Here is a 26,148-nt window from a genome sequence, read left to right on the forward strand (position 1 = left end):
TTTTCGCTTTTTCGGTCCAAATCCGGACGTCACGGCCGATCCGGGGCGGAATCAGACGCCATGTCCGCCACGGCGAGTTGGACCGAAATGGCGACAATTGTCGCGTCGTCGGACCTGTATCGTCCAGCTTTTCCCCTCATCTTCATCTTTCCGAAAGCTTGCCGAAACAACCGATCCGGTCGCGGTTCCAGATGAAGGCGCCGTCCTTTTCGCCCATCCTCGCCAACGGATCCGGGGTGGCAGGGAAAGATGGTCAGCTTTATCAGGACAGTGACGGGCTTTGCGCTGGCGATGCTGCTTGGCCTGCTGCTTCACATGCCCGCCATGGCGCAGGATCAGGCGCCGGTCATCGACCGCGACCGTTCCGACCGGGTGGAACCCCGGATCGCGCCCGTGCCCCCGCCGCAGGTCCGTTCCGCGCCCCCGGTCCAGCTTGCTCCGCCCGCGCCCTCCGCCGCGACGACGCGGCTCACCGCGTTGCATTATGCCGGATCGACGCTGAATCCCGCGCGGCTCGATGCCGCCACCGCGCCTTTTATCGGCCGTCCGCTGACGACGGATGTGCTGCAAGGCATCGCCCAGGCGGTCGGCGCTGTCTATGCGAAGAGCGACATTGCCTATTATTCCGTCTCCATCCCGGCGCAGGTGCCGACCGGCGGCGTGCTGACGGTGCGGCTGGTCGAGGGGCGGGTGCGCGACTATCGGCTGGCCGGCCTCTCCCCCAGCACGCCCACCCGCCTGATCGCCGCGCATATGCGGCGGCTGATGCGCGAAACGCCGCTGCGCAAGCGCACGCTGGACCGCGCCCTGTCGCTGATGCGCGACATTCCGGGGCAAACGGTCGATGCGCAGATCCGGCAACTGGCCCAGCCCGGCGACTTGCGGATCGACCTCATCGTCAAGCGCACGCAGGTGCAGATCGGCCTGCTGATCGACAATAGCGGCGTCAGCAATGTGGTGGAGGGGGTGCAGGCGCAACTCTCGATCACCGCCAACGGCCTGCTGCGCGAAGGCGACACCACCCGCCTGTCGGGCTATCTGCCCTTCTATCCGGACCGTTATCAATATTATTCGATCAGCCACGCCACGCCCATGGACAGCAATGGCCTGACCCTCTCCGCCCAGGCCGCCCATTTGCAGAGCCGCTCGCGCGACAGCCGGATCGAAGGGGACGCGACATTGGCCGGGCTGTCGCTCAGCTATCCGGTCATTCGTTCCGCCCGCACCCATATGTCGGTCACGGCCTCGCTCGACGGGATCGACAGCAACAATTATTTTCTCGACGTCCGGTTCGGGGACTATCGGTCGCGGACGGTCCGGCTCGGCGCGTCCTGGTCCCATGCCGATGCGACCAGCGGCCACGCCCTGTCCGCCGTCGTCAGCCGGGGCCTCGACGCGCTGGGCGCGAAGGCCTTCGCCGGCTTTTCCGAAACCGGCTTCACCAAGGTCAATGTTCAGGCAGTCGCCGTCGAAAGCCTGACGAAACAATGGATGATGAAGGCGACCGTGAAAGCGCAATATTCGAAGGATGATCTGCCGGTGACGGAGCGCTTTTCCCTGGGCGGTCGGGGGGCGGGCATGGCCTTTCGCACCGGTACGCTGACCGCGGAACAGGCGCTGGCGGGCAGCTTGGAACTGGCCTGGTCGCTTCCCGCCCGGTCGCCGCTGCTGAAGGCCAGCGCGCTGTTCGTCTATGCCGACGCCGCGCTCGCCCATGCCACGGCGCGCCCGGCCTATGGGTTGGCGGCGCAGGATCATCGGCTGGCGTCGGCGGGCGGCGGCGTGCGCGTGGCGCTTGGCCCCAAATGGCGGCTGAACGCGGAGGTCGCCGTTCCGGTCAAGCGCCCCAATCCCGCCTATAGCCGCAGGGCGCGCTTCTTCTTCGGCGTCAGCCGGGCATTCTGACCGCGCCTTTTGCGTGGACGCAAAAAAGACGACAGCAAAACAGGGAAGCGACAGATGAACAATGTGTGGGAGGTCTGGCCGTCCGCGCTGACCGGCGCGGAATGCGATGCCATCATCAAGCGGGCCGCGCTCTCCGAACGGCAATCCGCGACCGTGGGTTTCGCTCAGGCGGAGCGCAGCGATCAGGCCTATCGGTCGTCGACGATCAGTTGGCTGGATGTGCATCGCGACAAGGATGTGGTCGATCGGCTGATGCAGTTCGTCCATTCGTCCAACCGCACCAATTTCGGCATCGACATTGTCGGTCCCTACGAACTGCAATTCACCGAATATCATGGCCGGGCGCAGGGCAAATATGACTGGCATCAGGATGTCTGGCTGGAATCGGCGCGCCCGTTCGACCGGAAACTGTCCGTGGTCGTGCAATTGTCCGACCCGGAGGACTATGAAGGGGGTGTGTTCGAATTTTTCGGCCTGCAGCAACCGGGCGCCAGCTTTGCATCCCGGGGGAGCATGCTGATCTTTCCGTCCTTCCTCCAGCACCGCGTCCTGCCTGTGACCCGGGGCATGCGGCGAAGCCTGGTCAGCTGGATCGAAGGACCGCGCTGGCGCTGACGCCGTTGGGAACAATGTCCAGATCGGGGGAATATTCTTCACCCCGGATTTGCGCGGACTTCGACCCCTGTTGCGACCGAGAAAGCCTATAGACGCGAAAGAAACGCCCAATATTCGCGATATTCCACGTCAGGCGCGGGGCGTTGCGGATGGGCCACCCCGCCTTTGCGTGGCGCGAAAGCGGCGTTTCCTGACTCCTGAACCATTCCCACCAGAGCGGTTTCTTCTTGACGAGGCGATAAGAACTGTCGGTCCTAATCTGAACCTGTCGCGAGCTGATCGCAGTCAAACAGGGAGTTTTCAATGCGACGTCACGGATCGGTCCGGTCGGGAAGGCGCTATCTGCTGTGCGCCACCGCCATTCCTCTTCTCCTGCTCGGCGCCTGCGCCGATGGTGTCGGGTTCGATATTGGGGCAGGCGGCGGCCAGTCGCCCTCCGGCCCATCGGGCCCGAGCCATCCCAGCGGCCCCACAGGACCGACCGGGCCCTCCGGTCCGGCAGGTCCCAACGGCCCCGGCGGTCCTAATGGTCCCAGCGGACCCAGCGGCCCGAGCGGCCCTTCGGGTCCCGCAGGCCCCAATGGGCCGAGCAGCCCTGGCGGCCCCACGGGACCTACTGGTCCAACCGGTCCTTCTGGCCCGACCGGCCCGTCTGGTCCGACGGGTCCTACAGGTCCCTCCGGTCCAACCGGTCCCACGGGCCCCGGTAGCGCCAGCACCGGATCGATCATCGGTGTTTCGGTTGGCAATGTTCCGGTCGTCGGCCCGACCGGCCCCGGTTCGCTGGTCGGCGTCAACATCCTGCCCGGCGCCGATGGTGCGACCGGCAGCGTAGCGACGGTGGATCTGCTGACCGGCGACGGCACCGTCGCGCAAGTGGCGCTGCCCACCACCCCGCAGGGTGTCCAGCAAGGACTGGCCCCGGTCGGCACCCTTGCCGGAACACTGCTCGGCGCTCCGGCGGGCAGCGCGGTGACGCAACTGACCAACGGCCTCTCACCCACGGTGGCGACGGTCACATCGACCGTCGATCAGGTCGCCACACCGCTGCTGGGCACGGTGAACGAGGTCCTGGCGCCCGTCACCGGCCCGCTGGTGGGAGAAAATGGCGCGCTCGCCCCCGTTACCGGGCTGGTGGAAAATGTCGTTGGCGGCGTGACGGGTCCGCTGGGCGGCGTGGGCGGCAATCCCTCGGGCGCAATCGGGGGTCCATTGGTCGGCGCGAATGTCGGCGGAAATGCGCTGACCGGCCCGTCCACACCCTCCACGCTGGTCGGTGTCAACCTGCTGCCTGCGGACAGCGGCGCGGTCACGGGCCAGCTCGCCACGGTCGGCGTCCTGTCGCAGGGCAATCTGGTCGACGTGGCGTTGCCGACCACGGCCGCAGGGGTGGAGGCCGGATTGCAGCCGGTCGGCACTTTGGTCGGCGGCGTGCTGGGACCGCAGGCGGAAAGCGCCGTCACCCAGATCGGCGGCGCGGCTGCTCCGGCGGTCGCTGCCGTCACCAGCACGGTGAGCGGTGCCGTCGCACCCGTGCTCGATGCGGTGAACGGTCTGGCGCCGACGCTGCCGGGCGGCGGTGAGGGCGGTTCGTCGCTTGCGCCCGTCACTGGGGTGGTGACGGGCCTGCTCGGGGGAGGGCAGGGGAGCGCTCCCTTGTCCGGGGATGTGCTGGCGCCCGTCACCGGGCTGGTGAATGGCGTCCTTGCACCCGCGACCGGATCGGGCAGCCCGGCGGAGAGCGTCACCGCGCCCGTCACCGGCCTGTTGGGCGGGCTGCTGGGGCGCAGCCACTGACATGGGCGTGCGGCCCGGCATGACCTCATGCATGGCGGGCCGCGCGCGCCGGTAGCCCATCTTCCCAGTGCCCCCGGGGGATGGGCGGGGGCGAGGAGGCGGCGGCGCACCGCCTCCTCAAACCCATATTTCATCGGGGAAGGACATTCATGCATCTGTCGACCGTTCGCCTGAACAATCTGCCGCCGATCCGTGCCGCCTATGGCGAACAGGCCGCTTATGCCGCGCAACAGCATCTGCGCGCAGCGGCGGCGCGCCATGCCGGCATGGCGGGCGATCGCCTCCGCGCCATGCTGGAGTCGGAGCCTTTCCATTTCGACGGGCAGGAAATCCTCCTCTCCGTCTCGTTGGACCGCGACGGGATCGATCCCGCCCACGATATTCCCTCGCCCGCCTTCCGCTATCGCCGCGACATGCAGCTTGCCGTGGCGCTGTTGCAGGCCGTCCGGCGCGGCACGACCCATTTCGCGTGGCGGCCCATTGCCAGCCCGCGCGATCCGGGCGCGATCCTCTATCATGAAGCGCAACTCCGCCGCGTCGGGGAGGATGGCGTGGCGGTCGATTGCGCGGCGGGCTATGCCGCGCTTGCCGGGCTGGGTTTGGCCCATCGGCTCGACCGGCCGTTGCTGGCCGATGTGATCGACGCGTTGGCGGCCGATCCGCTGGCCTGTCTGTCCGTCGCCCTTTCCGCGCGAAGCCTGAAGGGGCAGGATGCAGGGTGGAGCGACTTGATCCTCCGCCTGAAGCGTGACCGGGGCCTTGCAAGGCGGCTGGTGATCGAGATTGTCGAACGCGACCCGCCGCCCGCCATGCACGATTGCCAGCCCCGTCTGCGCCAGCTTCAGGCGCTGGGCGTGCGGATCGCCATCGGCCGCTTCGGGACGGGCCGGGCCTCGGTCGGGCAGCTCATGGCGCTGGCGCCCGACATGGTGAAGCTGGACGGCGCCTTCATGCAGATGGCGCCCCGTTCGCCGGACCATCGGGCGCAGTTGGGGCATCTGATCCTATTGGCGCGGATGGTCTGCCCCACGGTGATCGTCGACGGCGTCGAATCCGGGCGCCACCTCCAGATCGCGCTGGACGAGGAGATGGAGTGGATGGCGGGCGCCTTGCTGGGGCGCTCCAGCCTCCGGCGCGATCCGGGCCTGCCGCCGCCTGCGCCTGCCATTCGCGCACTGCCTGGCGGATCGCTTCGCCCATCCACGCTTGCTTGATCGGCTTTGCGTACACGCAAAATATTCAAAAAGAGGGGAAATTATCTTGTCGAAATGGTCTTTTGCGCCCCTGATCGGCGCTGTCCTGCTACTCGGCGCCGTGGCGGAGCCAGCCCTTGCCGGACCCTATGCGCCCTATGCGGCGACGCCGGGCGAAGCGGCGGTCGGCGTGATGTTCGACGCCGCGCCCGCGCCCAGTAGCGACCGCGCGGCCATGCTCGGCTCCATCGACGCCCTGCCGGATGCGGCGACCCGCGCCGACGCGCTGGGGCAATTGTCGCCGCGCAGCGACAGTCTGCTCCCGCGCCTTTCGATCCAGACGATGGACGCCAGCGACCGGGAAATTCGAAGCTGGCTGGCCGAACGGCGCAGCATCGCCGTCGACGCCTCCGCCAGCGTGCCGACGAGCGGCGATCGGACCATCCACATGATGCTGACCGGCGGCGTCAAACAGGCGCGATACAAGGGACGAACCGACCGCCCGGCGGCGGATTCCGACAGCCGCTCGCTCCGCTTCGCCATCGACGTCACGCCGGTGCGTGGCTTCATCCTTGGCGCGACGCTGGGCATTGACGGTCTCGACGCCCGGCTCGACCGGGCGCAGCGCCCCCGCATCACCCTGTTCACGAGCCACATCGGACCCTATGTCAGCTACAATAACGGCCGCTTCTATGCCGATGCGACCGCGTCCTACACCCTGTCCGAATATAAGCTGCGGCGGCAGGTCGGCTGGACCGGCTTTGCCGACCGGATGATCGCACCTGTCGACGGCGACGGCTGGGCCGTGTCGGGCGAGGCGGGCGCGATGGTCCGCGCGGGCGCCTTGCGGGTCCAGCCCTTTGCCGGGCTGCACTATCGCTATGCCGATGTCAGCGGCTTCACCGAAAATGGCGGCCCCGCCGCACTGCAAGTCGCCCCCTTCCGCACCCAATCGCTGCGCGGCGCGCTGGGCGCTCGCCTGTCCGCGAACGTCGCGCAAGGCGGCTGGACGCTGCGCCCCTCGGTCGAAGCGCAATGGCAGCGCGAATTGCGCAGCCGTCCCGACAGCCGGATCGAGGCGCGCTTCGCCACTCGCGATCTGCCCATCTTCACCCTCCGCCCGACCCGGCTGGCGCGCGATGCGGGACTGGTGAATGCGGGCCTCAGCGCCACCTGGAACAGCCGCACGACCGTTCGCCTCGGCTATGCGGGCGAGTTTGGCTCCGACCGCCATATCCATGCGGCGACGCTGACGCTCGGCCGGCGTTTCTGAAGGGGGATTGCGCCGAAACGGACCGGCTTCCTCACCCAAGCGCCGCGCAACCGGCTATTGCGTGTCCCAAGATACGCAAAAAGGGAGTGATCCATGGCCCGCTTCATCCGCGACATATTGGCCGCGCTGTCCTATGAACCGCCCGCCCCGAAAGTAGCCGGCGACCAGGAGGCGCTCAGCCGCCTCGACCAGCGGCTTGCCTGCTTCGCGGACCATGGCACGGGTTCGCGCTCGGCCATTTCGATCCAGCCGGGCGAATGTTCGGTGTGGGACGGCAATCCCCGCGACCAGCCCGGCCTGACGGCGGACAGCTGCCGTTCGCTGATCGAGTCCATCGCCAGCGAGGGTGGCAACCGCATCCCCGTGCTGGTGCGTCTCAACCCGCCGGGATCGGATCGGCCCTATCAACTGTTGGTCGGCAGCCGCCGACGCTTCGCGGTCGACTGGCTCAACCATCATGGCCGCCCGGACATGCGGCTCTCGGCGTTGGTCGTCGACCTGTCGGATGAGGAAGCCTTCCGCCTTGCCGACATCGAAAATCGCGAGCGGGCGGACATCAGCGAACTGGACCGGGCGCGCAGCTATCAGGCGGCGGTGGATCGCTTCTATGGCGGGGTGCAGTCGCGCATGGCGGAGGCGCTGAACCTCTCCAACAGCCAGCTCAGCCGCCTGCTGGCGCTCGCCCAACTGCCCGAGGAGGTGGTCAACGCCTTCGCCACGAAGGACGAACTCAAAGTGCGCTATTCGGAATTGCTGACGCCGCTGCTCCGCCGCCCGGAACAGCGCGGACGGATGATCGCCGAAGCGCGGCTGATCGGGGAGCAGCAACAGACGCTGGCACTTCAGGGCGAGCGCATGATCCCGCCCGCCACGGTGCTCGCCCGGCTGCGGGAAGCCGCCACGCCGCAATCGCCGGAGGAGGCGCGCGACATCGCCATCATCGCCGGCGGGGCGCGCATCGGCCGGGCCAAGGCCAGCCGCAGCGGCGGCCTGACGGTCGATCTCAGCATCGCGGAGGATACCGATCTGGATGAGGTGCTGGCCCGACTGCGCGAAACCATCGTCGCGGCCCGGGCCGCGCCGGTTACGCCATGAACTGAGCCGAAAGCAGGGCGATGGCCGCGATACCCGCCATGTCGGGCCGGGGATCGGCGGCTTTGCGTACACGCAAAATGACGGCGGCGATCAGGAACAGCGCAAGGGCCAACCCCAGCATCAGCAAGGCGCCGGTCACGCTCAACCAGGTCGCGCCCGCCGCCAACAGCTTGATATGCCCGCCCGTCAGCAACCGCCACCGCAGCGCAAGCACGGCAATGGCAGACGACAGCAGCGCCAGGCAAGCCAGCCCAATCGCCCCCGCCATCGCCATCCCCGACACGCCATGCGCCAGCCCGGCAAAACCGATACCGCAGAGCGCGATCAGCCCATAGAAGCGATCCGTCACCGCCCGCCCTTCCCAATGCAACACCAGCACCGGCAACAGCAGCAGGATCAGCGCCGCGCAGCCGATCCATTGCATCCCGTTCATATCAATAGCTCCCGTTGGTCACGATGATGCTGGCGCTGACGCTGGGCGAAGGCATGGGCACCAACCCGGCATAGCGCATCATCGGACTGCCGCTCATGCTGTAGCTGACGCGCACCCGGAAGGTCCCTGTCGCATCCGCCCCCGCCGTGATGACCGGCCCGCCGCCTGCCGACAATAATGTGCCATAGCCGTCGATCACCGCCCGCGCCCGGTTCTGCGCCAGCGTCGTGCGTTCGGCGGTGGACAGGCCCGCAACCGCAGCGCGTGCCCCCTCCACGGCGGCATGGCGCACCCCCATCAACGCCGCGAAGTAAAAGGAATAGAGCACGACCGCAAAGACCAGCATCAGCAATGCGGGCGCCAGCAGCGCGAATTCCAGCGCCGCCAGCCCCCTTTCGCATGCCGGAAATTGGCGCACCCCCTTGCGCATGGTGGATCAGCCCTTGGGGATGCTGTTGAACATGGTCGTGAAGGCCGCGCCCAACTGGGTCTGGAAATTGGTGCCGACCGCGACGATGGCGGCCACCACCACCGCGCCCAGCACGGCATATTCCACCGCCGTCAGGCCCCTTTCATCCCGCTTCAGACGGGCGAGCAACTGGGTCCACTTCTTCATCTTCTCTTCTCCTCAGTCTCCCCGAAATGATGGGCGGCGAGGGGCGGGGAGGGACCGCTCGCCAAAATCTCAGACCAGCACCGGCACTCCACATCGCGCACCCGTCACCCAGAGCGTAGCATGGCCAAGCTGGATGCCCAGCGCCGCAAGCAGGTTGGTGACAAGCGGATCGATAGTCGTCCCGACCAGCGCGGCCAGCGGATTGACCAGCCCGTTCAGCAATTGCGACCGCGCCAGCGCCGTGGTCGTTTCGCAGACGATGGGAATGCACAGGCCCAGCAACTGCACCTGCAATCCGTCCGACGCGGCAAGGCTGCCGACCAGCGACGTCAGCAACGGCCCGACCAGCGACCCGTTACCGATGCTGGCCGAAGTGCCGGGCGATCCGGGCCGCCCGATGCTGCCCTGCCCGCCGGGGCCGAAGAGCAGCGCGCCGCTATTGCCCATCACCGGCTGCGCCACGGCGCGGCTGTCCACGGTGACGATGCCCAGCAGGCTGACGATCCGGGTCGACTGCACGTCGGCGGCGGACAAGGCAGGCATGGGCCGCGTCATCGCACCGGCGGGCACCGATCCGATATAGGCGTTGACCAGCCCCGTATTCGCCTGAACCGTCACCCGCGTGTCCCGCGCCTGCTCGGCCGTGTCGGGGCAGTCGATGGCGCTCAGCTGTCCCTGCGCCGCCGCAATGTCGATCGTCACCGGCAGGTTGATCGACACCAGATTATTGAGCAGCGCGATATTGGTCAGCCCGACCTGCAATTGCAGCCGCAGCGCCGATGTGGCGACGCTGGTTTCCCCCGCCGGGCCGAAGGAAAAGCGCGGGCGGTCCATCGGCCCGGTCGCCAGCGCGGCCAGCTTCACGCTGCTGCCCGGCGCGACGGTGCCGATGGCGTTCGACAGGTCGACGCTGCCATTGCCGGCCTGCACCGCGAAGGAAAACAGCTGATAGGCATTGATCCCCGCGCGCAGCGCCGGTGCCTCATTCGCGCCGCCCACCGGCATATTCTTCCACACGCCCAGGCCGAACAGCCCCCTCAGCGGCACCGCATAGCCATTGCTCACCTGCCCCGCGAGCAAGGTCAGCGTGGCGGCGGTCGCGCTGTTGTCGGCAGCGCTGGCGGCGGCATGGAGCAGATCCTGCAAGCCCACCGTCCGGCTGGTGAGCGCGCCATAGGTTCCGCTCTCCCCGACCCGCTGTGCCAGGGCATCGAAGAACAGCCCGGCATCGATGTTGCTGGCCATCAATGCCTCGACATCGGCAGTGGAGAGGCGCAGCTTCACCCCCAACAACGCGCCCAGCAGATCGTTGACGCTGTTCACCAGCGCATTGGTGACGGTGAGGATGCCGGAGGTGATGCCGACCCCGGCTTCATCGATGCGCGCGGCGGTGGCGCTGGCGGCCAGATCGGGCAGGGGATTGGCCGGTCCCAGCACTTGCATCAGGAACCGGCGGGCAGGCTGGCCGGTGCGGATACGCACGGCGTTCACCCGCCCATTGCCCGGACACAATGCCATGCCGGCGTCGAAGCGCTGCGCGGCGTTCAGCCCGACATCGGGGCAATAGCGCCCCAGTTCCACCGACTGGAGAATGGTGGGGTCATAACCATTGCGGGTCAGGCTGTCGCGTGCCCGCGCCGCCGCCTGCGCCGGGTTCATCGCGGCGGCGAGCGCGGCGGCATCGGTCGCCGCGCGCAGGGTCCGCTGCCCCACATAATAAAGCCCCGCATCCAGCGCAAAGCCCGCCGCCCCGATCAGCATCGCCCCCAGGGCGGCCACCATCGGCGCCACGGCGGCGGACCGATCGCGCCAAAGGGCGGCAAGCGGCTTCACCGCGGTGCATCCGCCGCCCGCTCGACGCGCTGGCCGATGGCTTCCCGATACAGTTGCCGGATGCGCGCCGCTTCCTCGGCGGACAGTTCATCCTCTACCCGAGGTGCGGCGCGCAATTGCGCCTCCACCACCCGCCGCGCTTCACTCTCCACCGGCATGGGAGGAGGGGAGGCCAGCATCACCATCAGTAAAATCATTTCAGCCTCCCGTCCCGATCCGCGCAGCCTCTGCCGCCAGCTTTTGCCGCAGCGCCCCATCCCCGATGCGCCGCAACCCGGCCTCGGCCTCGGCGCGCTGGCCGCCGACCATCAGCGCCAACAGCAGATTGTTGCGAATGACCGTCATCTGCGGCGCCAGATCGCTTGCCCCCCGCAAGGCTTCGATCGCCGCCCCCGCCTGCCCCGCGCGCAGCAGCGCATAGCCCCAGGCATGATGCCGCCCATCGCCTCCCGCGCGCGCGCAACGCGGCGCTGGGTGAACTCGCGCACGAATTCGCGCAGCGCCGGGGCCAGCTCGACACCCTGGAACAGTGCCTGCCGGAACAGCGCCGCCAGTTCCTTCGCCCCGCTCACCGCCACCCGCGCCGCCCAGCGGTCCAGCGCCAGTTCATAGCGCAGGCCCCGGTCCAGATCGGCCACCAGCATCGCGATCAGCCGCGCATGATGCGGCACGGCGATGGCTTCCTCCCGCGCAATGGACCGGAAGCACTGGTCGAGCGAAATGCCGCTCTCCAGCATCATCAGCATGAGGTCGAGCAGGAAGGGAAATTCCGCCATGATCGCCCGCGCCCGCCGTGCCGCCAGTATCTGGATCGCCTGCTTCGCCCCGACATAGGTGAGGCCCGCGGCGATCACGATCAGCAGCGGCTGGGCGAACCAGCCGCCCCACGCGATCCGCGCCGCGAGCATCACCGCCAGCGCCACGCCCGCGGTCGCCGCCATGCGTGCCCATAGGAACCAGTCCGCCGCCCGCGCATCCTGAAAACCGGCCAGCATCAGCTTGCCCGCAATCTCCGATCGATCCCGCCCGCGCGCCGCAAAGGCCCCCGGCAGGCGGAAGACGGCCCGCTCCCCGCCCATGCCCAGCCGCGCCTCCAACCGCCGGTCAGCGAGTTGCATCCGCGCCCCCGTCAGCGCACAGGCCAAGCCCAGCGCCGCGCAAAAAAGGAACAACGCGCCCATCAGAAGGCGAGCCTCATCACCCGCCGCATGACCAGCATCCCCAGCCCCTGCAGCACCACCGCCACGACGGCCAGCCTGTGCCCGCGCGGATCGTGCACGAAGAAATCGACATAAGCGGGGTTCATCGCCACCAGCGCCGCCATGGCCACCAGCGGCATGACGATCAGCACCCGCCCGCTGATCTTCGCTTCGGAAATGGCCGCCTTCAACTCGCGCTTGATGCGGATGCGCTCGCGCAGGATGCTGGACAGGTTCAGCAGCACCGCCGAAATCGACCCGCCATAGCGCATATTGGTGCGGATCGCGGCGGCGAGCATCGATATTTCGGGAACGCGCAGCCGTTCCGCCAGCATCTGCATCGCGTCCGCCACCGGCGCGCCGAGTTCCAGCCGGCGCGCGACCGGCGCGATATAGTCGCGCACAATCGCGGGTGCGTCACTCAGCGCGCGCTCCAGCGCCTGCGCCAGCGAATTGCCGACCGCCTGCAACTGCCGCACGGCGTCGATATAATAGGGCAGCGCTTCGATCAGCGCCTCGACCCGCCGCTGCGCCCGCCGCCGCACCCAGCCCAGCAGCGCCAGCGGCATAGCGGCGATCACGATCACGGCCGCCACCGGCCCTGCCGCCAGCAAGGCAAACAGCGCCGACAAGGCCAGCACGCTACCGATCATCCCCAGCGCCCGCGCCGTCACTTCGACCTGCGCCTGCACCAGCAAGGGCGCGACCCTGTCCGGCACCGACAACACCACCCGACGATGCACCACCGCCGCCGGACCCAGACCCAGCCGTCGGTCGATCTCCGCCCGCTGCCGTCCCCGCTCCGCCAGCAGCACCCGGCCGATCCCGCTCAGGATCATTGCCGCCAGCAGCAGAAAGGCGACGCCGCTCAGCATGGCCCCCCGCTCCGATAATCCCGCAGCCGCGCCGCAAAAAAGGGCCGCAAGGACAGGGTGCGAAACGCGCCTGATCCCGATAGGGCAGGCTGCTCCTGAAAGGCGAACAGGTCATTGAGCGAATAGGCATCGCCCTCCAGCCCCGTCACCTCGCTGACCGACATCACCCGCCGACTGCCATTGGCGAGCCGCTGCAACTGCACCACCACATGCACGCTGTTGGCGATGAAACGCCGGATCGCGCGAATGTCGCTCTGCACCCCGGCAAAGCCCAGCAGCATCTCCAGCCGGGCAAAGGCGTCCCGCGGCGAATTACCGTGCAAGGTCGCCATCGACCCGTCATGCCCGGTCGACATGGCCTGCAACATCTCGACGGCCTCGACGCCGCGCACTTCGCCCAAAATGATCCGGTCCGGCCGCATCCGCAGCGCATTGCGCACCAGTTCGCGGCTGCTCACCTCCCGGCTGCCGTCTACGGTCGGCGGCCGCGTCTCCAGCCGCACCACATGGCTCTGCCGCAATTGCAGTTCCGCCGCATCCTCGATGGTAATCAGCCGCTCCCGGTCCCCGATGAAGGTCGAGAGCATGTTGAGCAAAGTCGTCTTGCCCGCCCCGGTCCCGCCGCAAATCAGGATATTCAGCCGCGACCGCACCGCCGCACAAAGATAAGCCGCCATGTCCGCGCTCATCATCTGGGCGGAGACACAGTCCTCGATGGTCATGCTCTGCAACCGGAACTTGCGGATGGAGAGCGTCGGCCCGTCCAAAGCCACCGGCGGAATAACGATATTCACCCGCGACCCGTCCGGCAGCCGCGCATCGACATAGGGACTGGCCTCGTCCACCCGCCGCCCGATCGGCCCGACGATCCGCTGGATGATATTCATCAGATGCGCGTCATCGCGAAACCGCGTCTCGACCTTCTCCAGCAAGCCGCCGCGCTCGGCATAGATATGCCCCGGCCCGTTGACGATGATGTCGTCCACCCCGGCGTCGCGCAGCAAAGGCGCCAGCGGCCCCATGCCCGCGACTTCATCCTCGACATCCTCGATCAGCAACAGCCGTTCCGCGCTGTTCAGCGCCAATTGCCCCCGTCGGCTGCGGCTGGCGATAACCTGCTCAATCTCCTCGCGCAGCGCCCGCGGCCCCAGCGTTTCCGCCGTCTCCCCTCGCGCTTCCAACTGCTCGATCAACTGCGCGCAAGTCTGTGCCTTGGCCAACTGATAGCTGTCGCTCATCCGCTGCGCGGCGGGCTGGGCGAGCGGCGCGATCCGCACCTCCCGCGCGGGCACGAAGCCCTCTTCCCCGGTCAGCACACTCACGACGCTTTCTCCGCACGTTCCTGTTTGCCGCGATTTCCGAGCCGCCAGATGTTCGCATCAGGCTCGAAATCGCTGACCAGTTTGCGCATCCTGCGCCGCAACCGATCCATCCCGCCGCCGGTCGCCGCGACCCCGCAGGCCCGCCTGATCGCCGCCATATAGGCCCCGCCATCCGCTTCCATCGCCAGCGGCCGCCCGGCGTTCAGCGCATTGCGCATCCGTCCGCGATCCACCGGCAAGGGCAGCACCGACCCGACCCCCAGAGCCTCCGCCATCCGCCGCCCGTCCAGCAGCACGCCGGGCAGATGGTCCCACACCAGCAACCGCATCGCTTCCACCCGGTCGCGCTCCGCCCCGATCCGGTCGAGCAGCCTCCGGCACGCCTCGATCTCCCGGATCGACTGGCCGCAAAGCAGTTCCACCCGATCCGCCTCCGCGACCACCTCGCGCAGCAGCCCGCCATGGCGCAGGCTTCCGACATTCAGCACCACATCGCTGCAACAGCCCCGCAGCAGCCGGATCAGCGCCGCCAGGTCGCCGGGCAACAGCCCCGCAGGCTCCGCCCCGGTTCCCCCGTCGAAGGTCAGCAGCATCAACCCGCTCGGCCCATGCCGCGCCACCGTGCTGGCGAGCAGGCTGGCGTCCAGCCGCTCCCTGTCGCCAATCGCCGAAGCCAGCCCATAATCGACACTGATGTCCAGATAAGTCGCCGCCGCACTGGTCGGCAAAGTACAGTCGATCAGCAAAGTCGATCCGCCCGCGCCTGTCATCGCCAGATCGGTCGCGACCATCGCGCAGGCATCCCGATCCGCGCCCAGCACCAGCGTCAGCCGCCCCCGGCTTGCCCGATCCACGACGGCTTCGTTCAGCAGCCGCGCCAGAATGACGGCAATCTCCGCCCCTTCGCCGCCACGCGGAATGACATCATTTGCCCCGGCGCGAATGGCGCGCAGCAAGGGTTCCGCCTGCATGTCCTCGGTCGCCAGCACCACGGGCCGCCCGCTCGCACTCTCCACCACTGTCGCGATGGCGGCGGACAAGGCCCGCTCCGGCGGAATCGCTGCCCGGTCGATCACGATCAGGCACGGCCCGGCCAAAGCCTCCCGCTCAATCGACTGCACCAGTTCGATCGTCGCGCGCCCGGCCATCGCTTCATCGATCCGCTGCGCCAGCATCCGGTCGACGGAAAGCAGGAAGATCGTCGCCATCGCTTACCGCCTCACCATGCCAAAGGGCACGCTGGTCTGGTCCAGCCCGTCCGTGCCCAGAATCATGTCGCCAATGCCCGGATCGATCCCTGCCGTCGCCGCGCCCGGCAGCGGCGGTATCTCCTCCGCCTTCACCGGACCCACCAGCCGTGGCGTGGCGACGATAATCAGTTCCTGCTTTTCCTTCTGGTTCTGCTGCCGCTTGAAGAAGGCGCCCAGCACCGGAATATCACCCAGAAAGTGCGCCTTTTCCTTCGTCACCGTCTGGCTGGAATAGCTGAGGCCCGCGATCACGAAGCTTTGTCCGCTGCCCAGTTCGACGGTCGTTTCCGCCGACCGCCGCCGCAGCCCCGGCACGACATAGCCCTGCAACTGTACGCCATTATTATAATCGAGTTCGCTGACCTCCGGCGCGATCTTCAGGACGATATGATCCTTCGACAACACATAGGGCGTGACCGACAACCGCACGCCGAACTCCTTATACTGGATCGACAGCGTATTGCCCGATCCTGAAATCTGCGGCACCGGCACGGGAAACTCGCCCCCTGCCAGAAAACTCGCCTGCTCCCCGGAGCGTACCAGCAGCGTCGGCTGCGCCAGCAATTGCGACAGCCCATTGGACGACAGCGCGCTCAACACCGCCCCGATGCCGCGATTGGGCGCGGACAGGAACAGGTTGAAAGCGTTCTGGATCGGCGCGCTGGCCTCCAGCGCAAGGCCGCCGGGGTTGAAGGCCGCGCTGCCCAGGCTGCTCGGCGAAACAATGGCGCCCTGAATATCCCCGCTCAGTTTCGAGAAGTTGAACCCCAAAGCTTTCAGCGTCGTCGTGGACACCGCGGCGAACTGCACGTCCACCGCCACGACCTGCTCGCCGGCCCGGACGACCGGCGCGCTGTCGGCCTCCACGCGGACAGGCTCCTGCGCGATCAGCCCGCCGTCGCCGCCATAGACGCTGACGGTCGCCTCCCCCGCGCCAATGGCCGTCACTCGCAACGACCGGGCCGTTGGCGCGGCGACGGACAACACGCCCTCCCGGTCCACCTCGACCCGCCCGATGGCGCGGGGGTAGGACAGGGTGCGCTGCTCCCTCATGTGGAGCGCCGTCTGCGCCGCCGCCGACATGGGCAGACCCAGTGCGATCAGGGTCAATAAAGTCTTCACCGGCCGGCACTCCCCGAATAGATGGTTTCGCGCCGGTCGCCGACGACCAGTTCGATGGCATGAGGGGCGGGCCGGGGTGCGGCACGCGGCGCAGGCACTGATGCGGGAACCGCCGCCATGCGCGGCGCTACAGGCGGCGGCACCGGATCAGGCGCGGACGAAGCCGCCATCGCCACCGCCACCTGCGCATTGTCCGCCGGATTGCGCAGCGACAGCGTCAGCGCGCCAATGCTCTTCGCGAGCGACAGCGTCGACACCTGCTCCGGCGTCAGGGCCAGCGTCACCGTGCGCGCCGGCTGGGGAGGGGAGGACAGCGACCCATCCGCTCCCGAACCCTGCGGCGTCCCCAGCACGACCTCGCCCACCGCCAGCACCTGCACCATCTGCAACAGCGCCTGCGCGCGGCTCCGCCCGGAGCCGCGCGCGCCACTGATCGCATCGGCGCCGGGATAGACGACCTGCACGTCCACCCGGTCCCCCGGCCGCACCAGCCCGGCGACGGCGATCTCCGCCGTGGTATCGATGCTGATCGCCCGCATCCCCATCGGCACGCGAATGGCGAGCTTGCTCTCCATCCCTACCGCATCGCGGGCGATCAAAGCCCAGGCGGCTATGTCCCGCGTCGCCACCTTGCCCACCACTTCGGCGGCGGTCGCGGCGCGTGGATAACGCGCCGGATCGCCCGCGGCGTTACGGATCATCGCGGCGGTAATGGTTTCCCCGGTGCGGATCGGGCGCGCCGCCTGCACCAGCAGCACGGTGGACACAGGCGTCTTGGCGGGCAGGGCGGGCGTAGCCGCATGGCGCGCCATCGCGGCCCCGCTGCGCAATTCCCGAATGCCCAGGACCAGAAAGGCACAAGCCGCCGCCAGCCCCAAGGCGATGGTCAGCTTCGCTTTCAAACCCAGCCGCATGGATACTCCCCCAGAAAACAGGGGATTTCATAGCCTTGCAGCGATTGTCAGGGCATGAAAGAAGGAACCGTTACGGCGCAATGTCGCGCAAGCCGGTTCCAGCGCGGAAAGTCCGGTTTTGCGTAATTGCGCCTCCGCTTTTGCGCGCGCCGATTACGCAAAACCGAATGCGATTGGTTCAAAATGGTTGCAATTGTCCAGCGGCGCCCGGCTCATACCATCGTGCTGGGTCTTCGACCGATCACAAGTGGGTTTCGCTCAAGCGCCGCGCGGGCTTGACCAACCTTGGTATCAGGCATCCACCGTAATCACCCCGCGCCGGATCTGATCCAGCTCGATACTTTCGAACAGCGCCTGGAAATTCCCATTCCCGAAACCTTCATTGCCCTTGCGCTGAATGATCTCGAAAAAGATCGGCCCGAACATATTTTCGGTAAAGATCTGGAGCAAAATGCCTTCCTCGCCGACATTGCCGTCGATCAGGATGCGGTTCTTCTTCAACCGCTCCAGATCCTCGCCATGGCCGGGCACGCGCTTGTCGACCAGCTCATAATAGGTCTCGATCGTGTCCTGCAACTTCACGCCGCGCGCCCGCAGCCTTTCCACCGTCTCATAGATATTGGCGGTGGTCAGCGCGAGATGCTGAATGCCCTCGCCATGATATTGCCGGATGAACTCCTCGATCTGGCTCTTGTCGTCCTGACTTTCGTTGAGGGGAATACGAATGGCCTTGTCCGGCGCGATCATCGCTTGGCTGAAGAGGCCCGTCGCCTGTCCCTTGATATCGAAATATTTCTGCTCCTCGAAACCGAAGAGCGTGCGGTAGAACTGGCTCCACACCCGCATCTGTCCGCGCCGGACATTGTGGGTCAAATGGTCGAGCAGATCGAGCCCGACATTATTCTTGGCCTCCGCCTCCTGCCAGCCGGGAAACGCCGCCCAATCGGCGTAGAGATCTTCCCCATCCCTGATGAAATAGAGATAGGAACCGCCTATCCCCTGAATGACGGTATCGTCCTCATCCGTCGGCTTGGCGCCATGCTCCAGCGCCCAGGCCATCGCCGCCTCGGGATCGGCCACGCGAAAGGCCATGGCGCTGGCGGAAGGACCATGCTCGCCGCGAAAGGCCGCGACCCGCCCCGCATCGTCGCGGTTCAGCATCAGGTTGATGCGGCCCTGCTTGTAACGGGTGATATTCTTGGTGGGATGCCGATGACTGGCAACGAACCCCAATTGTTCGAAATGGCGTCCCATGGCTTCGGGATCGGGCGAGGTGAACTCAACGAACTCGAAACCGTTAAGCCCCAGCGGATTATTGTTATCGACCATAAGGCGATCCTCTCGATTACGATAAATAGGGCGCGACGCCCACGATAAAGGCGGGAATATTCTCCAGCGTCAGGCCCGCAATATTGATCCGGCCATTGCCGGCCATGTAAATGCCATGCTCCCGGCGCAGCGCCTCCACCGCATCCGGTCCCAGCGGCAACAGCGCGAACATGCCCCGCTGCCCGGCGATCGTTTCCAGCCGGGGATGGCTCGCTGCCAATGCCGCGCGCAGCCCGTTGATCCGCGCCCGCATCGCGTCCAACTCCGCCGCCCAATCGGCGCGCAACGCGGGATCCTCCAGCACCAGCCGCACCACCGCCGCGCCATGATCGGGCGGCATCGACCAGATCGATCGCGCCAGCGCCAGCAGATTGCCGCGCACCGGTTCGGTCGAAGCCGACTGCACCCACAGCGCGCCCACGCGCTCCCGATACAGGCCGAAATTCTTGTCGCAGCTATAGGCGATCACCGCCTCGGGCAGCGCCTTGAGCAAGGCGCGCATTGCCGCCGCATCCGCCTCCAGCCCATCGCCCAGCCCCTGATAGGCTAGGTCGATGAACGGCAGCAAACCCCGGCTCTCGCAAAGCCGCGCGATGTCCCACCATTGCGCGCCGGTAAAGCCAGCACCGGTCGGATTGTGGCAGCATCCATGCAGCAACAGCACGTCGCCCGCCTGCGCTTCGCCCAGATCCTCGACCATCGCATCGAAATCGATCGCCGCGCTCGCTACGTCGAAAAAACGATGCGTCTGGATCGCCAGGCCCGCATCCCGAAAGATCGGTGCATGATTGGGCCAGGTCGGCGTTCCGATCCAGACGGTGGCGCCCGGACGGCTCCGCGCGATCAACTCCGCGCCCAGCCGCAGCGCCCCGGTCCCGCCGGGCGTCTGCACGCCGGTCAGCCGGTCAGACCCCGTCCCGAAGGCGACCTCCGCCAGCAATTCGGCAAAGCGGACATCGCCTTCCGCGCCCAGATAGGATTTCGTTGCTTGCGTCTCGACCAGCTGCGCCTCGGCCGCCTTGACCGCGCGCATCACCGGGGTCCTCCCCAGATCGTCGCGGAACATGCCGACGCCCAGATCCATCTTCCCCGGCCGATCATCCGCCCGATACAGCCCGATCAGCCCCAGCAGCGCGTCGGCCGGTTGCACGGCCAAGCCACCGAAAAAGGATCGGTCCGCCACCAGATCATGCGTCAGCATGGCATCTTCGCCCGCGCATAATCCTGCGTCCCGCGATGATAGACGCGATCCTCCGCCAGCAGCGCATCTGGCGCCAGGTCGGTCGCTCCTTCCAATTCCCGATACATGGGGCCGAAATCCACGTTTGAAGTCTTCGCCAGGAGATCCTCGAAACTGTCGATGACGAAATAGCTCTGCTGATAGTCGTCGATGCGATATTCCGTCCGCATCAATCGCTTGAGATCGAAACCGATCCGATGGGGCGATGCATCGTCCAGCGCGAACACCGACTCGCCATAGGAGGAGACGATGCCTGCCCCATAAAGCTGCAACGCACCCTCCCGCCGCATCAACCCGAACTCCACCGTATACCAGTAAAGCCGCGCCAGATGATCGATCGCGCCCATATGGTCGGCGCGCAGACCGCCTTCGCCATAGGCCTGCATATAATCGGCGAAGGCCGGATGGGTCAGCAACGGCACATGGCCAAAGACATCGTGAAAGACGTCCGGTTCCTGCAAATAATCGATCTGCTCCGGCTTGCGGATAAAGCGCCCGGCAACGAAGCGTCGATTGGCGAGATGTTCGAAAAACACCCGATCCGGCACCAGTCCCGGGACCGCCACCACCTGCCAGCCGGTGCGCTTCATCAGCCGTTCCGACAATTCGGCGAAATCGGGAATGCCGGGCTTGGTCATCCGCAATATGTCCAGCCCTTCCAGAAATTCCGGCACGACCCGCCCCGGCAGCATCGCCGCCTGCCGCTCGAACAGCCGGTCCCACATCGCATGTTCGTCCGCGCCATAGGCCGTCCAGTCCTGCGGAACCGTCCAGTCCGCCGCCGCGCCCTTGGGAAGTGCCTGTTCAGCCTGTGCCATGGAATGCCTTATCGCATGGGCAAGGGGAAATGGGGTTTCAATTTCGCGGCGATTCCGCCATTTCCCGAAACAGAATCATCGCGCTGTCATGGAATATGAAACAATCTCATCCTAATATGCCGGGCAAATCCAATCCCTTTTCCCGCGCGCAATCGCGCGCAATGGCATAGCCGGCATCGGCATGCCGCATCACGCCGGTCGCGGGATCGTTCCATAACACCCGTTCCAAGCGCTTCGCCGCCGCCTCGGTTCCATCCGCGACGATGACCATGCCGGAGTGCTGCGAATAGCCCATGCCGACGCCCCCGCCATGATGCAGCGACACCCATGTCGCCCCCGAAGCGGTGTTGAGCAGCGCATTGAGCAATGGCCAGTCGGACACGGCATCGCTGCCGTCCATCATCGCTTCGGTTTCGCGATTGGGCGATGCGACCGACCCTGAATCCAGATGATCGCGACCGATCACCACCGGCGCCTTCAACTCGCCCTTCGCCACCATCTCGTTGAAGGCATGCCCCAGCCGATGCCGGTCGCCCAGCCCCACCCAGCAAATCCGCGCCGGCAGCCCCTGAAAGTGAATCCGCTCCCGCGCCATATCCAGCCACTGATGGAGATGTGCGTCATCGGGCAGCAACTCCTTCACCTTGGCATCGGTCCGGTAAATATCCTCCGGGTCGCCCGACAGCGCCGCCCACCGGAACGGCCCGATCCCCCGGCAGAATAAGGGCCGGATATAGGCAGGCACGAACCCCGGAAAATCGAAGGCGTTCTCGACCCCCTCATCTTTCGCCATCTGCCGGATATTATTGCCATAATCGGTGGTCGGCACGCCCGCCGCCTGAAAGTCCAGCATCGCCCGCACATGCACCGCCATGCTCGCCTTCGCGGCCTTGGCGACGGCTTCGGGTTCCCGCTCCCGCCGCTCGATCCACTCCGCCACGGTCCAGCCGATGGGCAGATAACCGTTCACCGGATCATGCGCGCTGGTCTGATCCGTCAAAAGGTCGGGCCGCACGCCCCGCCGATAGAGTTCCGGCACAATCTCCGCCGCATTGCCCAGCAGCCCCACCGAAACCGGCTTCCCCTCGGCACAACTGCGCTCCATGACTTCCAGCGCTTCCGCGATGGATGCCGCCGCCACATCCAGATAGCCGGTCCGCAACCGCATCTCGATCCGGCTCGGCTGGCACTCGACCGCCAGACAGGACGCCCCCGCCATCACCGCGGCCAGGGGTTGCGCGCCGCCCATGCCGCCCAGACCCGCCGTCAGCAGCCATTTGCCTTTCAGCGTGCCGCCATGATGCTGTCGCCCCATCTCGACGAAGGTCTCGTAGGTCCCCTGCACGATCCCCTGCGTGCCGATATAGATCCACGACCCCGCCGTCATCTGCCCGTACATGGCGAGCCCGCGCTTATCGAGTTCGTGAAAATGCTCCCAATTCGCCCAATGCGGCACGAGGTTGCTATTGGCGATCAACACGCGCGGCGCATCGGCATGCGTCCGGAACACGCCCACGGGTTTCCCCGACTGCACCAGCAAAGTCTGGTCATCCTCCAGCCGCTTCAGCGTCTCAACGATCCGATCATAGCTTTCCCAGTCCCGCGCCGCCCGCCCGATCCCGCCATAGACGACCAGTTCCTCCGGCCGCTCCGCCACGTCGGGATGCAGATTGTTCATCAGCATCCTGAGCGGCGCTTCGGTCAGCCAGCTTTTCGCGCTCAACGCCGTGCCGGTGGCGGGCCGGATGACGCGGCTGTTGTCGATACGGGTCATCAGCGTTTCTCCACCGCAAAACGGATGCAGCCATTCAGCACATCGGTCAGAATATCGGTCATCGGCGCGGCCCGATCTTCATCGAAAACCGGCGGCCAATGGCCGGCGTCGACCCCATGCGGCTCGTCGAGATAGCCCCGCATCGCCAGCTCCATCTGGATCGCATGCACGCCCTTGCCCGGCTCGCCATAGTTGCGCGTCGTCCACCCGCCCTTGAAGCGCCCGTTCAGCACATGGCTCTGCCCGCTGGCCCCGCAAATCTCCTGCACGGCCGTGGAGAGGACAGGCGAACAACTCACCCCGCCGAAGGTCCCGATGTTGAATACAGGCAATTCGCCGTCGAACAGCCTTGGCACATGGCTGCGGATCGAATGCGCATCATAGAGGACGACCCGTCCATGCCGGACCCGCAGCCGGGCAATCTCCCCGGCCAGCGCCGCATGATAGGGCACGAACCAGCGGTCGACCCGCCGGATGATCTCCGCCTCATCGGGTCCGTCCGCCGGATAAAGCGGCGCGCCGTCGAAGGTCGTCGTCGGGCAAAGCTCCGTCGTCGCCTGCCCCGGATAGAGCGACGCCCCGGACGGATCGCGGTTCACGTCGATGACGCTGCGCGACACCGCCGTACGCACCACCGTCGCGCCCAGATCCCGCGCGAACCCATAAAGCCGGTCGACCCACCAGTCGGCATCCTGCCGCGCCAGCGCGGGCGAAAGAAACCTGTCCTCCACATCCGCAAGATCGGTGCCCGTATGCGGCAAGGCGACCACCAGAGGCGCCTTGCCCGGAAAGACGTCCAGCCAATCCATCACAGCACGCCCGGCAGGGCCAGCCCTGCCGCCTCCATCACCGCGCCCGTCCGCACGAGGCGATTGGCGATCTCCATATCGGGATGGAAATGCCGGTCCTCCTCCAGATGCGGCACCTCGGCGCGCAGCCGCGCCCGCACCGCCTCCAACGCGTCGGAGGAGGTCAGGGGCGCATGAAAATCGCATCCTTGCGCCGCCGCCAGATATTCGATGCCGATGACGCCTTGCGCATTGTCCACCATCTCCGCCAGCCGCCGCGCCCCATGCGCCGCCATCGACACATGATCCTCCTGATTGGCGGAGGTCGGGATGGAATCGACGCTCGCCGGAAAGGCCCGCTGCTTGTTCTCGCTGACCAGCGCCGCCGCCGTGACCTGCGGGATCATGAAGCCGCTGTTGAGCCCCGGCCGGGGCGTCAAAAAGGCAGGCAGCCCCGACAGCGCCGGATCGACCAGCATCGCGATCCGCCGCTCGGCTATCGACCCGATCTCGCATACTGCCATGGCGATCATGTCGGCGGCAAAGGCCACCGGCTCGGCATGGAAATTCCCGCCCGACAGCGCCTCGTCCGTGTCGGCAAAGATCAATGGATTGTCGGAAACCCCATTGGCCTCCGTCTCCAGCATGGCCGCAGCCGACCGCATCACGTCCAGCGCGGCGCCCATCACCTGCGGCTGGCAGCGCAGACAATAGGGGTCCTGCACTCGCGGATCGTCGGCGCGGTGGGAAGCGCGAATGGCCGACCCCGCCATCAGCGCCGCCAGAGCCTCACCCACGGCGATCTGCCCGCCATGGCGCCGCAGCCGGTGAATGCGCGGATCGAAGGGTGCGTCGGTCCCCTTGGCCGCCTCGGTCGAGAGCGCCCCGGTGACAAGCGCTGTGCGAAACAGCCGATCCGCCCCGAACAATCCGGCCAGCGCATAGCTGCAAGAAAACTGCGTGCCATTGAGCAGCGCCAGCCCTTCCTTCGGCCCCAGCTCCACCGGCGCGAGACCCACCCGCGCCAGAGCCTCCGCCGCGGGCAGCCGCTGACCCTCGACCCATATCTCGCCCACGCCGATCATGGCGGCCGTCATATGCGCCAGCGGCGCCAGATCGCCGCTCGCCCCCACGGACCCCTGCGCGGGCACCACCGGCGTCAATCCGCGCGCGAGCATCGCCTCCAGCAAGGCCACGGTCTGCGGCCTGATCCCGGAAGCCCCCTGCGCCAGGCTCGCCAGCTTCAGCGCCATCATCAACCGCACCACCGGCACGGGGGAGGGGGCGCCCGTCCCTGCCGCATGGCTCAGCACGATATTGCGTTGAAGCACCGCCAGATCCTCGTCGCCGATCTTGACGCTCGCCAGCTTTCCGAAGCCGGTATTGATCCCGTACACTGGCTCGTGCCGCGCCAATATGCGCTCGACCGCCGCCGCGCCCGCCGCGATCCGGGGCACGCAGGCCGGGTCCAGCCCGACCGCCGCGCCCTCGTAAATCGCCCGCCATTGCGCCAGCGAGACCTCGCCCGGAATGAGCTTCATTTTCCTCTCCACACACGGGCATGGAGCGGATTATACCCCATGCGATACACCAGTTCAGCGGGCTGCTCGATATCCCAGATGGCCAGGTCGCAACTCTTGCCCACCGCCAAAGTCCCGACCCGGTCGATCAATCCCAAGGCGCGCGCCGCCTCCCGCGTCACCCCGGCCAGACATTCCTCCACGGTCAGCCGGAACAAGGTCGCTCCCATGTTCATCGCCAGCAGCAGGGACGTCAGCGGCGACGTTCCCGGATTGCAGTCGGTCGCCAGCGCCATCGGCACCCCCGCCCGCCGCAAGGCGTCGACCGGCGGCACCTGCGTATCGCGCATGAAGTAGAACGCGCCCGGCAACAGCACCGCCACCGTGCCCGCGCTCGCCATGGCGGCCACGCCCGCCTCGTCCAGATGCTCCAGATGATCGGCGGACAGCGCGCCATGCCGCGCCGCGAGTTCCGCGCCATGCAGGTTGGACAATTGCTCCGCATGCAGCTTCACCGGCAGTCCCAGCCGCTTCGCCGCGTCGAACAGCCGCCCGATTTGCGCGGGCGAAAAGCCGATCCCCTCGCAAAACCCGTCCACCGCATCGGCCAGCGGCGCGACCTGCGGCAACATCGCGATCAGCCCGTCCATATAGCCGTCTGCATCCCTGGCCCATTCCGGCGGCAGCGCGTGCGCGCCCAGAAAGGTCGTGGCAACCGACACGGATCGCGCTTCCCCCAACCGCCGCGCCGCTCGCAGCATCTTCATTTCATTCTGGAAATCCAGCCCATAGCCCGACTTCACCTCGACCGTGGTGACGCCCTCGGCCATCAGCGCATCCAGCCGGGGCAGGGCGCTCGCGACCAGTTCATCCTCGCTCGCGGCCCGCGTCGCCCGCATGGTGGAGACGATCCCGCCCCCGGCCCGCGCTATCTCCTCATAGCTGGCGCCCGAAAGCCGCATCCCGAACTCCGCCGCCCGGTCGCCGCCATGCACCAGATGGGTGTGGCAATCGATCAGCCCCGGCGTGATCCACCGTCCGGCGCAATCGATGACCTCCACCGCATCGGGCGCGTGCCGCGCGCTCCCGACATAGCAGATCGCACCCCCGCGCACGCCCACGGCGCCGCCTTCAATGACATCCATCCCCTCCCGTCCAGCGTCCTCGCAAAAAGTGGCGATCCGGGCATGGGTCCAAACTCTGTCGCAGGGAGGTGGCATCCTATTTCCCACTGGCG

At 67.0% G+C, this 26,148-nt stretch carries 25 protein-coding genes; 6 read left to right on the forward strand and 19 right to left on the reverse strand.

Annotation, left to right across the window (positions count from 1 at the left end; translation table 11 throughout):
* The first annotated feature begins 249 nt into the window (after window positions 1–249).
* The 6 genes from F7P65_RS09475 to F7P65_RS09505 all read left to right on the forward strand — a co-directional run bounded on the left by F7P65_RS09475 (window position 250) and on the right by F7P65_RS09505 (window position 7,878).
* Window positions 250–1,905: a ShlB/FhaC/HecB family hemolysin secretion/activation protein gene (locus tag F7P65_RS09475; RefSeq protein ID WP_150291494.1), complete on the forward strand. Its 1,656-nt coding sequence runs from the start codon at window positions 250–252 to the stop codon at window positions 1,903–1,905.
* A 54-nt stretch (window positions 1,906–1,959) separates the two neighbouring features.
* Complete coding sequence (locus F7P65_RS09480) at window positions 1,960–2,520, forward strand: 2OG-Fe(II) oxygenase (RefSeq protein WP_150291495.1); 561 nt, start codon at window positions 1,960–1,962, stop codon at window positions 2,518–2,520.
* Window positions 2,521–2,823: 303 nt separating this feature from the next.
* Window positions 2,824–4,317, forward strand: a complete 1,494-nt coding sequence (locus F7P65_RS09490; protein WP_240334251.1) for a hypothetical protein — start codon at window positions 2,824–2,826, stop codon at window positions 4,315–4,317.
* 149 nt (window positions 4,318–4,466) lie between these two features.
* Window positions 4,467–5,531 (forward strand): EAL domain-containing protein, encoded by a 1,065-nt coding sequence (locus F7P65_RS09495; RefSeq protein ID WP_162854585.1) that lies wholly within the window; start codon window positions 4,467–4,469, stop codon window positions 5,529–5,531.
* A 46-nt stretch (window positions 5,532–5,577) separates the two neighbouring features.
* Window positions 5,578–6,783, forward strand: coding sequence for an autotransporter outer membrane beta-barrel domain-containing protein (locus F7P65_RS09500; RefSeq protein WP_240334252.1), 1,206 nt, complete (start codon window positions 5,578–5,580; stop codon window positions 6,781–6,783).
* 93 nt (window positions 6,784–6,876) lie between these two features.
* Entirely contained in the window at window positions 6,877–7,878 is a 1,002-nt protein-coding gene (locus F7P65_RS09505) for a ParB/RepB/Spo0J family partition protein (protein ID WP_150291497.1), read from the forward strand.
* Here F7P65_RS09505 and F7P65_RS09510 read toward each other — a convergent pair.
* The 19 genes from F7P65_RS09510 to hutI form a co-directional block, all read right to left on the reverse strand.
* Window positions 7,868–8,311: a hypothetical protein gene (locus F7P65_RS09510; RefSeq protein WP_150291498.1), complete on the reverse strand. Its 444-nt coding sequence runs from the start codon at window positions 8,309–8,311 to the stop codon at window positions 7,868–7,870. The genes F7P65_RS09505 and F7P65_RS09510 overlap by 11 nt on opposite strands.
* A gap of 1 nt (window position 8,312) precedes the next feature.
* The gene (locus F7P65_RS09515) at window positions 8,313–8,741 is read right to left on the reverse strand and encodes a TadE/TadG family type IV pilus assembly protein (protein WP_150291499.1); all 429 of its coding nucleotides are present in this window, start codon (window positions 8,739–8,741) and stop codon (window positions 8,313–8,315) included.
* A 6-nt stretch (window positions 8,742–8,747) separates the two neighbouring features.
* A complete protein-coding gene (locus F7P65_RS09520; RefSeq protein ID WP_150291500.1) occupies window positions 8,748–8,927 on the reverse strand; it encodes a Flp family type IVb pilin in 180 nt (59 codons plus the stop codon).
* 69 nt (window positions 8,928–8,996) lie between these two features.
* A complete protein-coding gene (locus F7P65_RS09525) occupies window positions 8,997–10,760 on the reverse strand; it encodes a TadG family pilus assembly protein (protein ID WP_240334253.1) in 1,764 nt (587 codons plus the stop codon).
* Complete coding sequence (locus F7P65_RS09530; protein WP_150291501.1) at window positions 10,757–10,957, reverse strand: hypothetical protein; 201 nt, start codon at window positions 10,955–10,957, stop codon at window positions 10,757–10,759. Before F7P65_RS09530 ends, F7P65_RS09525 begins: the two co-directional genes overlap by 4 nt.
* 1 nt (window position 10,958) lies before the next feature.
* The gene (locus tag F7P65_RS22335; RefSeq protein ID WP_240334254.1) at window positions 10,959–11,105 is read right to left on the reverse strand and encodes a hypothetical protein; all 147 of its coding nucleotides are present in this window, start codon (window positions 11,103–11,105) and stop codon (window positions 10,959–10,961) included.
* Window positions 11,102–11,941 carry a type II secretion system F family protein gene (locus F7P65_RS09540; protein WP_150291502.1) on the reverse strand — a complete coding sequence of 280 codons (840 nt, stop codon included), beginning with the start codon at window positions 11,939–11,941 and terminating at the stop codon, window positions 11,102–11,104. Before F7P65_RS09540 ends, F7P65_RS22335 begins: the two co-directional genes overlap by 4 nt.
* Complete coding sequence (locus F7P65_RS09545) at window positions 11,941–12,834, reverse strand: type II secretion system F family protein (RefSeq protein ID WP_150291503.1); 894 nt, start codon at window positions 12,832–12,834, stop codon at window positions 11,941–11,943. Before F7P65_RS09545 ends, F7P65_RS09540 begins: the two co-directional genes overlap by 1 nt.
* Entirely contained in the window at window positions 12,828–14,156 is a 1,329-nt protein-coding gene (locus F7P65_RS09550; protein ID WP_150291504.1) for a TadA family conjugal transfer-associated ATPase, read from the reverse strand. Before F7P65_RS09550 ends, F7P65_RS09545 begins: the two co-directional genes overlap by 7 nt.
* Window positions 14,153–15,364, reverse strand: coding sequence for a CpaE/TadZ family protein (locus F7P65_RS09555; RefSeq protein ID WP_150291505.1), 1,212 nt, complete (start codon window positions 15,362–15,364; stop codon window positions 14,153–14,155). Before F7P65_RS09555 ends, F7P65_RS09550 begins: the two co-directional genes overlap by 4 nt.
* 3 nt (window positions 15,365–15,367) lie before the next feature.
* Window positions 15,368–16,516 carry a pilus assembly protein N-terminal domain-containing protein gene (locus tag F7P65_RS09560; protein WP_150291565.1) on the reverse strand — a complete coding sequence of 383 codons (1,149 nt, stop codon included), beginning with the start codon at window positions 16,514–16,516 and terminating at the stop codon, window positions 15,368–15,370.
* An 8-nt stretch (window positions 16,517–16,524) separates the two neighbouring features.
* Window positions 16,525–17,442, reverse strand: coding sequence for a Flp pilus assembly protein CpaB (gene cpaB, locus F7P65_RS09565; RefSeq protein WP_150291506.1), 918 nt, complete (start codon window positions 17,440–17,442; stop codon window positions 16,525–16,527).
* 291 nt (window positions 17,443–17,733) lie between these two features.
* Window positions 17,734–18,771, reverse strand: a complete 1,038-nt coding sequence (gene hppD / locus F7P65_RS09570) for a 4-hydroxyphenylpyruvate dioxygenase (RefSeq protein WP_150291507.1) — start codon at window positions 18,769–18,771, stop codon at window positions 17,734–17,736.
* Between the two features lie 16 nt (window positions 18,772–18,787).
* The gene (locus tag F7P65_RS09575; RefSeq protein ID WP_150291508.1) at window positions 18,788–19,972 is read right to left on the reverse strand and encodes an amino acid aminotransferase; all 1,185 of its coding nucleotides are present in this window, start codon (window positions 19,970–19,972) and stop codon (window positions 18,788–18,790) included.
* Window positions 19,966–20,829, reverse strand: a complete 864-nt coding sequence (gene phhA / locus F7P65_RS09580; RefSeq protein ID WP_150291509.1) for a phenylalanine 4-monooxygenase — start codon at window positions 20,827–20,829, stop codon at window positions 19,966–19,968. Before phhA ends, F7P65_RS09575 begins: the two co-directional genes overlap by 7 nt.
* Window positions 20,830–20,935: 106 nt before the next feature.
* A complete protein-coding gene (gene hutU, locus F7P65_RS09585) occupies window positions 20,936–22,603 on the reverse strand; it encodes a urocanate hydratase (protein WP_150291510.1) in 1,668 nt (555 codons plus the stop codon).
* Window positions 22,603–23,412 (reverse strand): N-formylglutamate deformylase, encoded by an 810-nt coding sequence (hutG, locus tag F7P65_RS09590; protein ID WP_150291511.1) that lies wholly within the window; start codon window positions 23,410–23,412, stop codon window positions 22,603–22,605. Before hutG ends, hutU begins: the two co-directional genes overlap by 1 nt.
* Window positions 23,412–24,932, reverse strand: a complete 1,521-nt coding sequence (gene hutH / locus F7P65_RS09595) for a histidine ammonia-lyase (RefSeq protein WP_150291512.1) — start codon at window positions 24,930–24,932, stop codon at window positions 23,412–23,414. The genes hutG and hutH overlap by 1 nt, the downstream gene beginning before the upstream one ends.
* On the reverse strand, window positions 24,929–26,131 hold the full coding sequence (gene hutI / locus F7P65_RS09600; protein WP_150291513.1) for an imidazolonepropionase: 1,203 nt from the start codon (window positions 26,129–26,131) through the stop codon (window positions 24,929–24,931). The genes hutH and hutI overlap by 4 nt, the downstream gene beginning before the upstream one ends.
* Window positions 26,132–26,148 lie beyond the last annotated feature (17 nt).

Source organism: Sphingobium estronivorans (assembly GCF_008692605.1).
GTDB lineage: Bacteria > Pseudomonadota > Alphaproteobacteria > Sphingomonadales > Sphingomonadaceae > Sphingobium > Sphingobium estronivorans.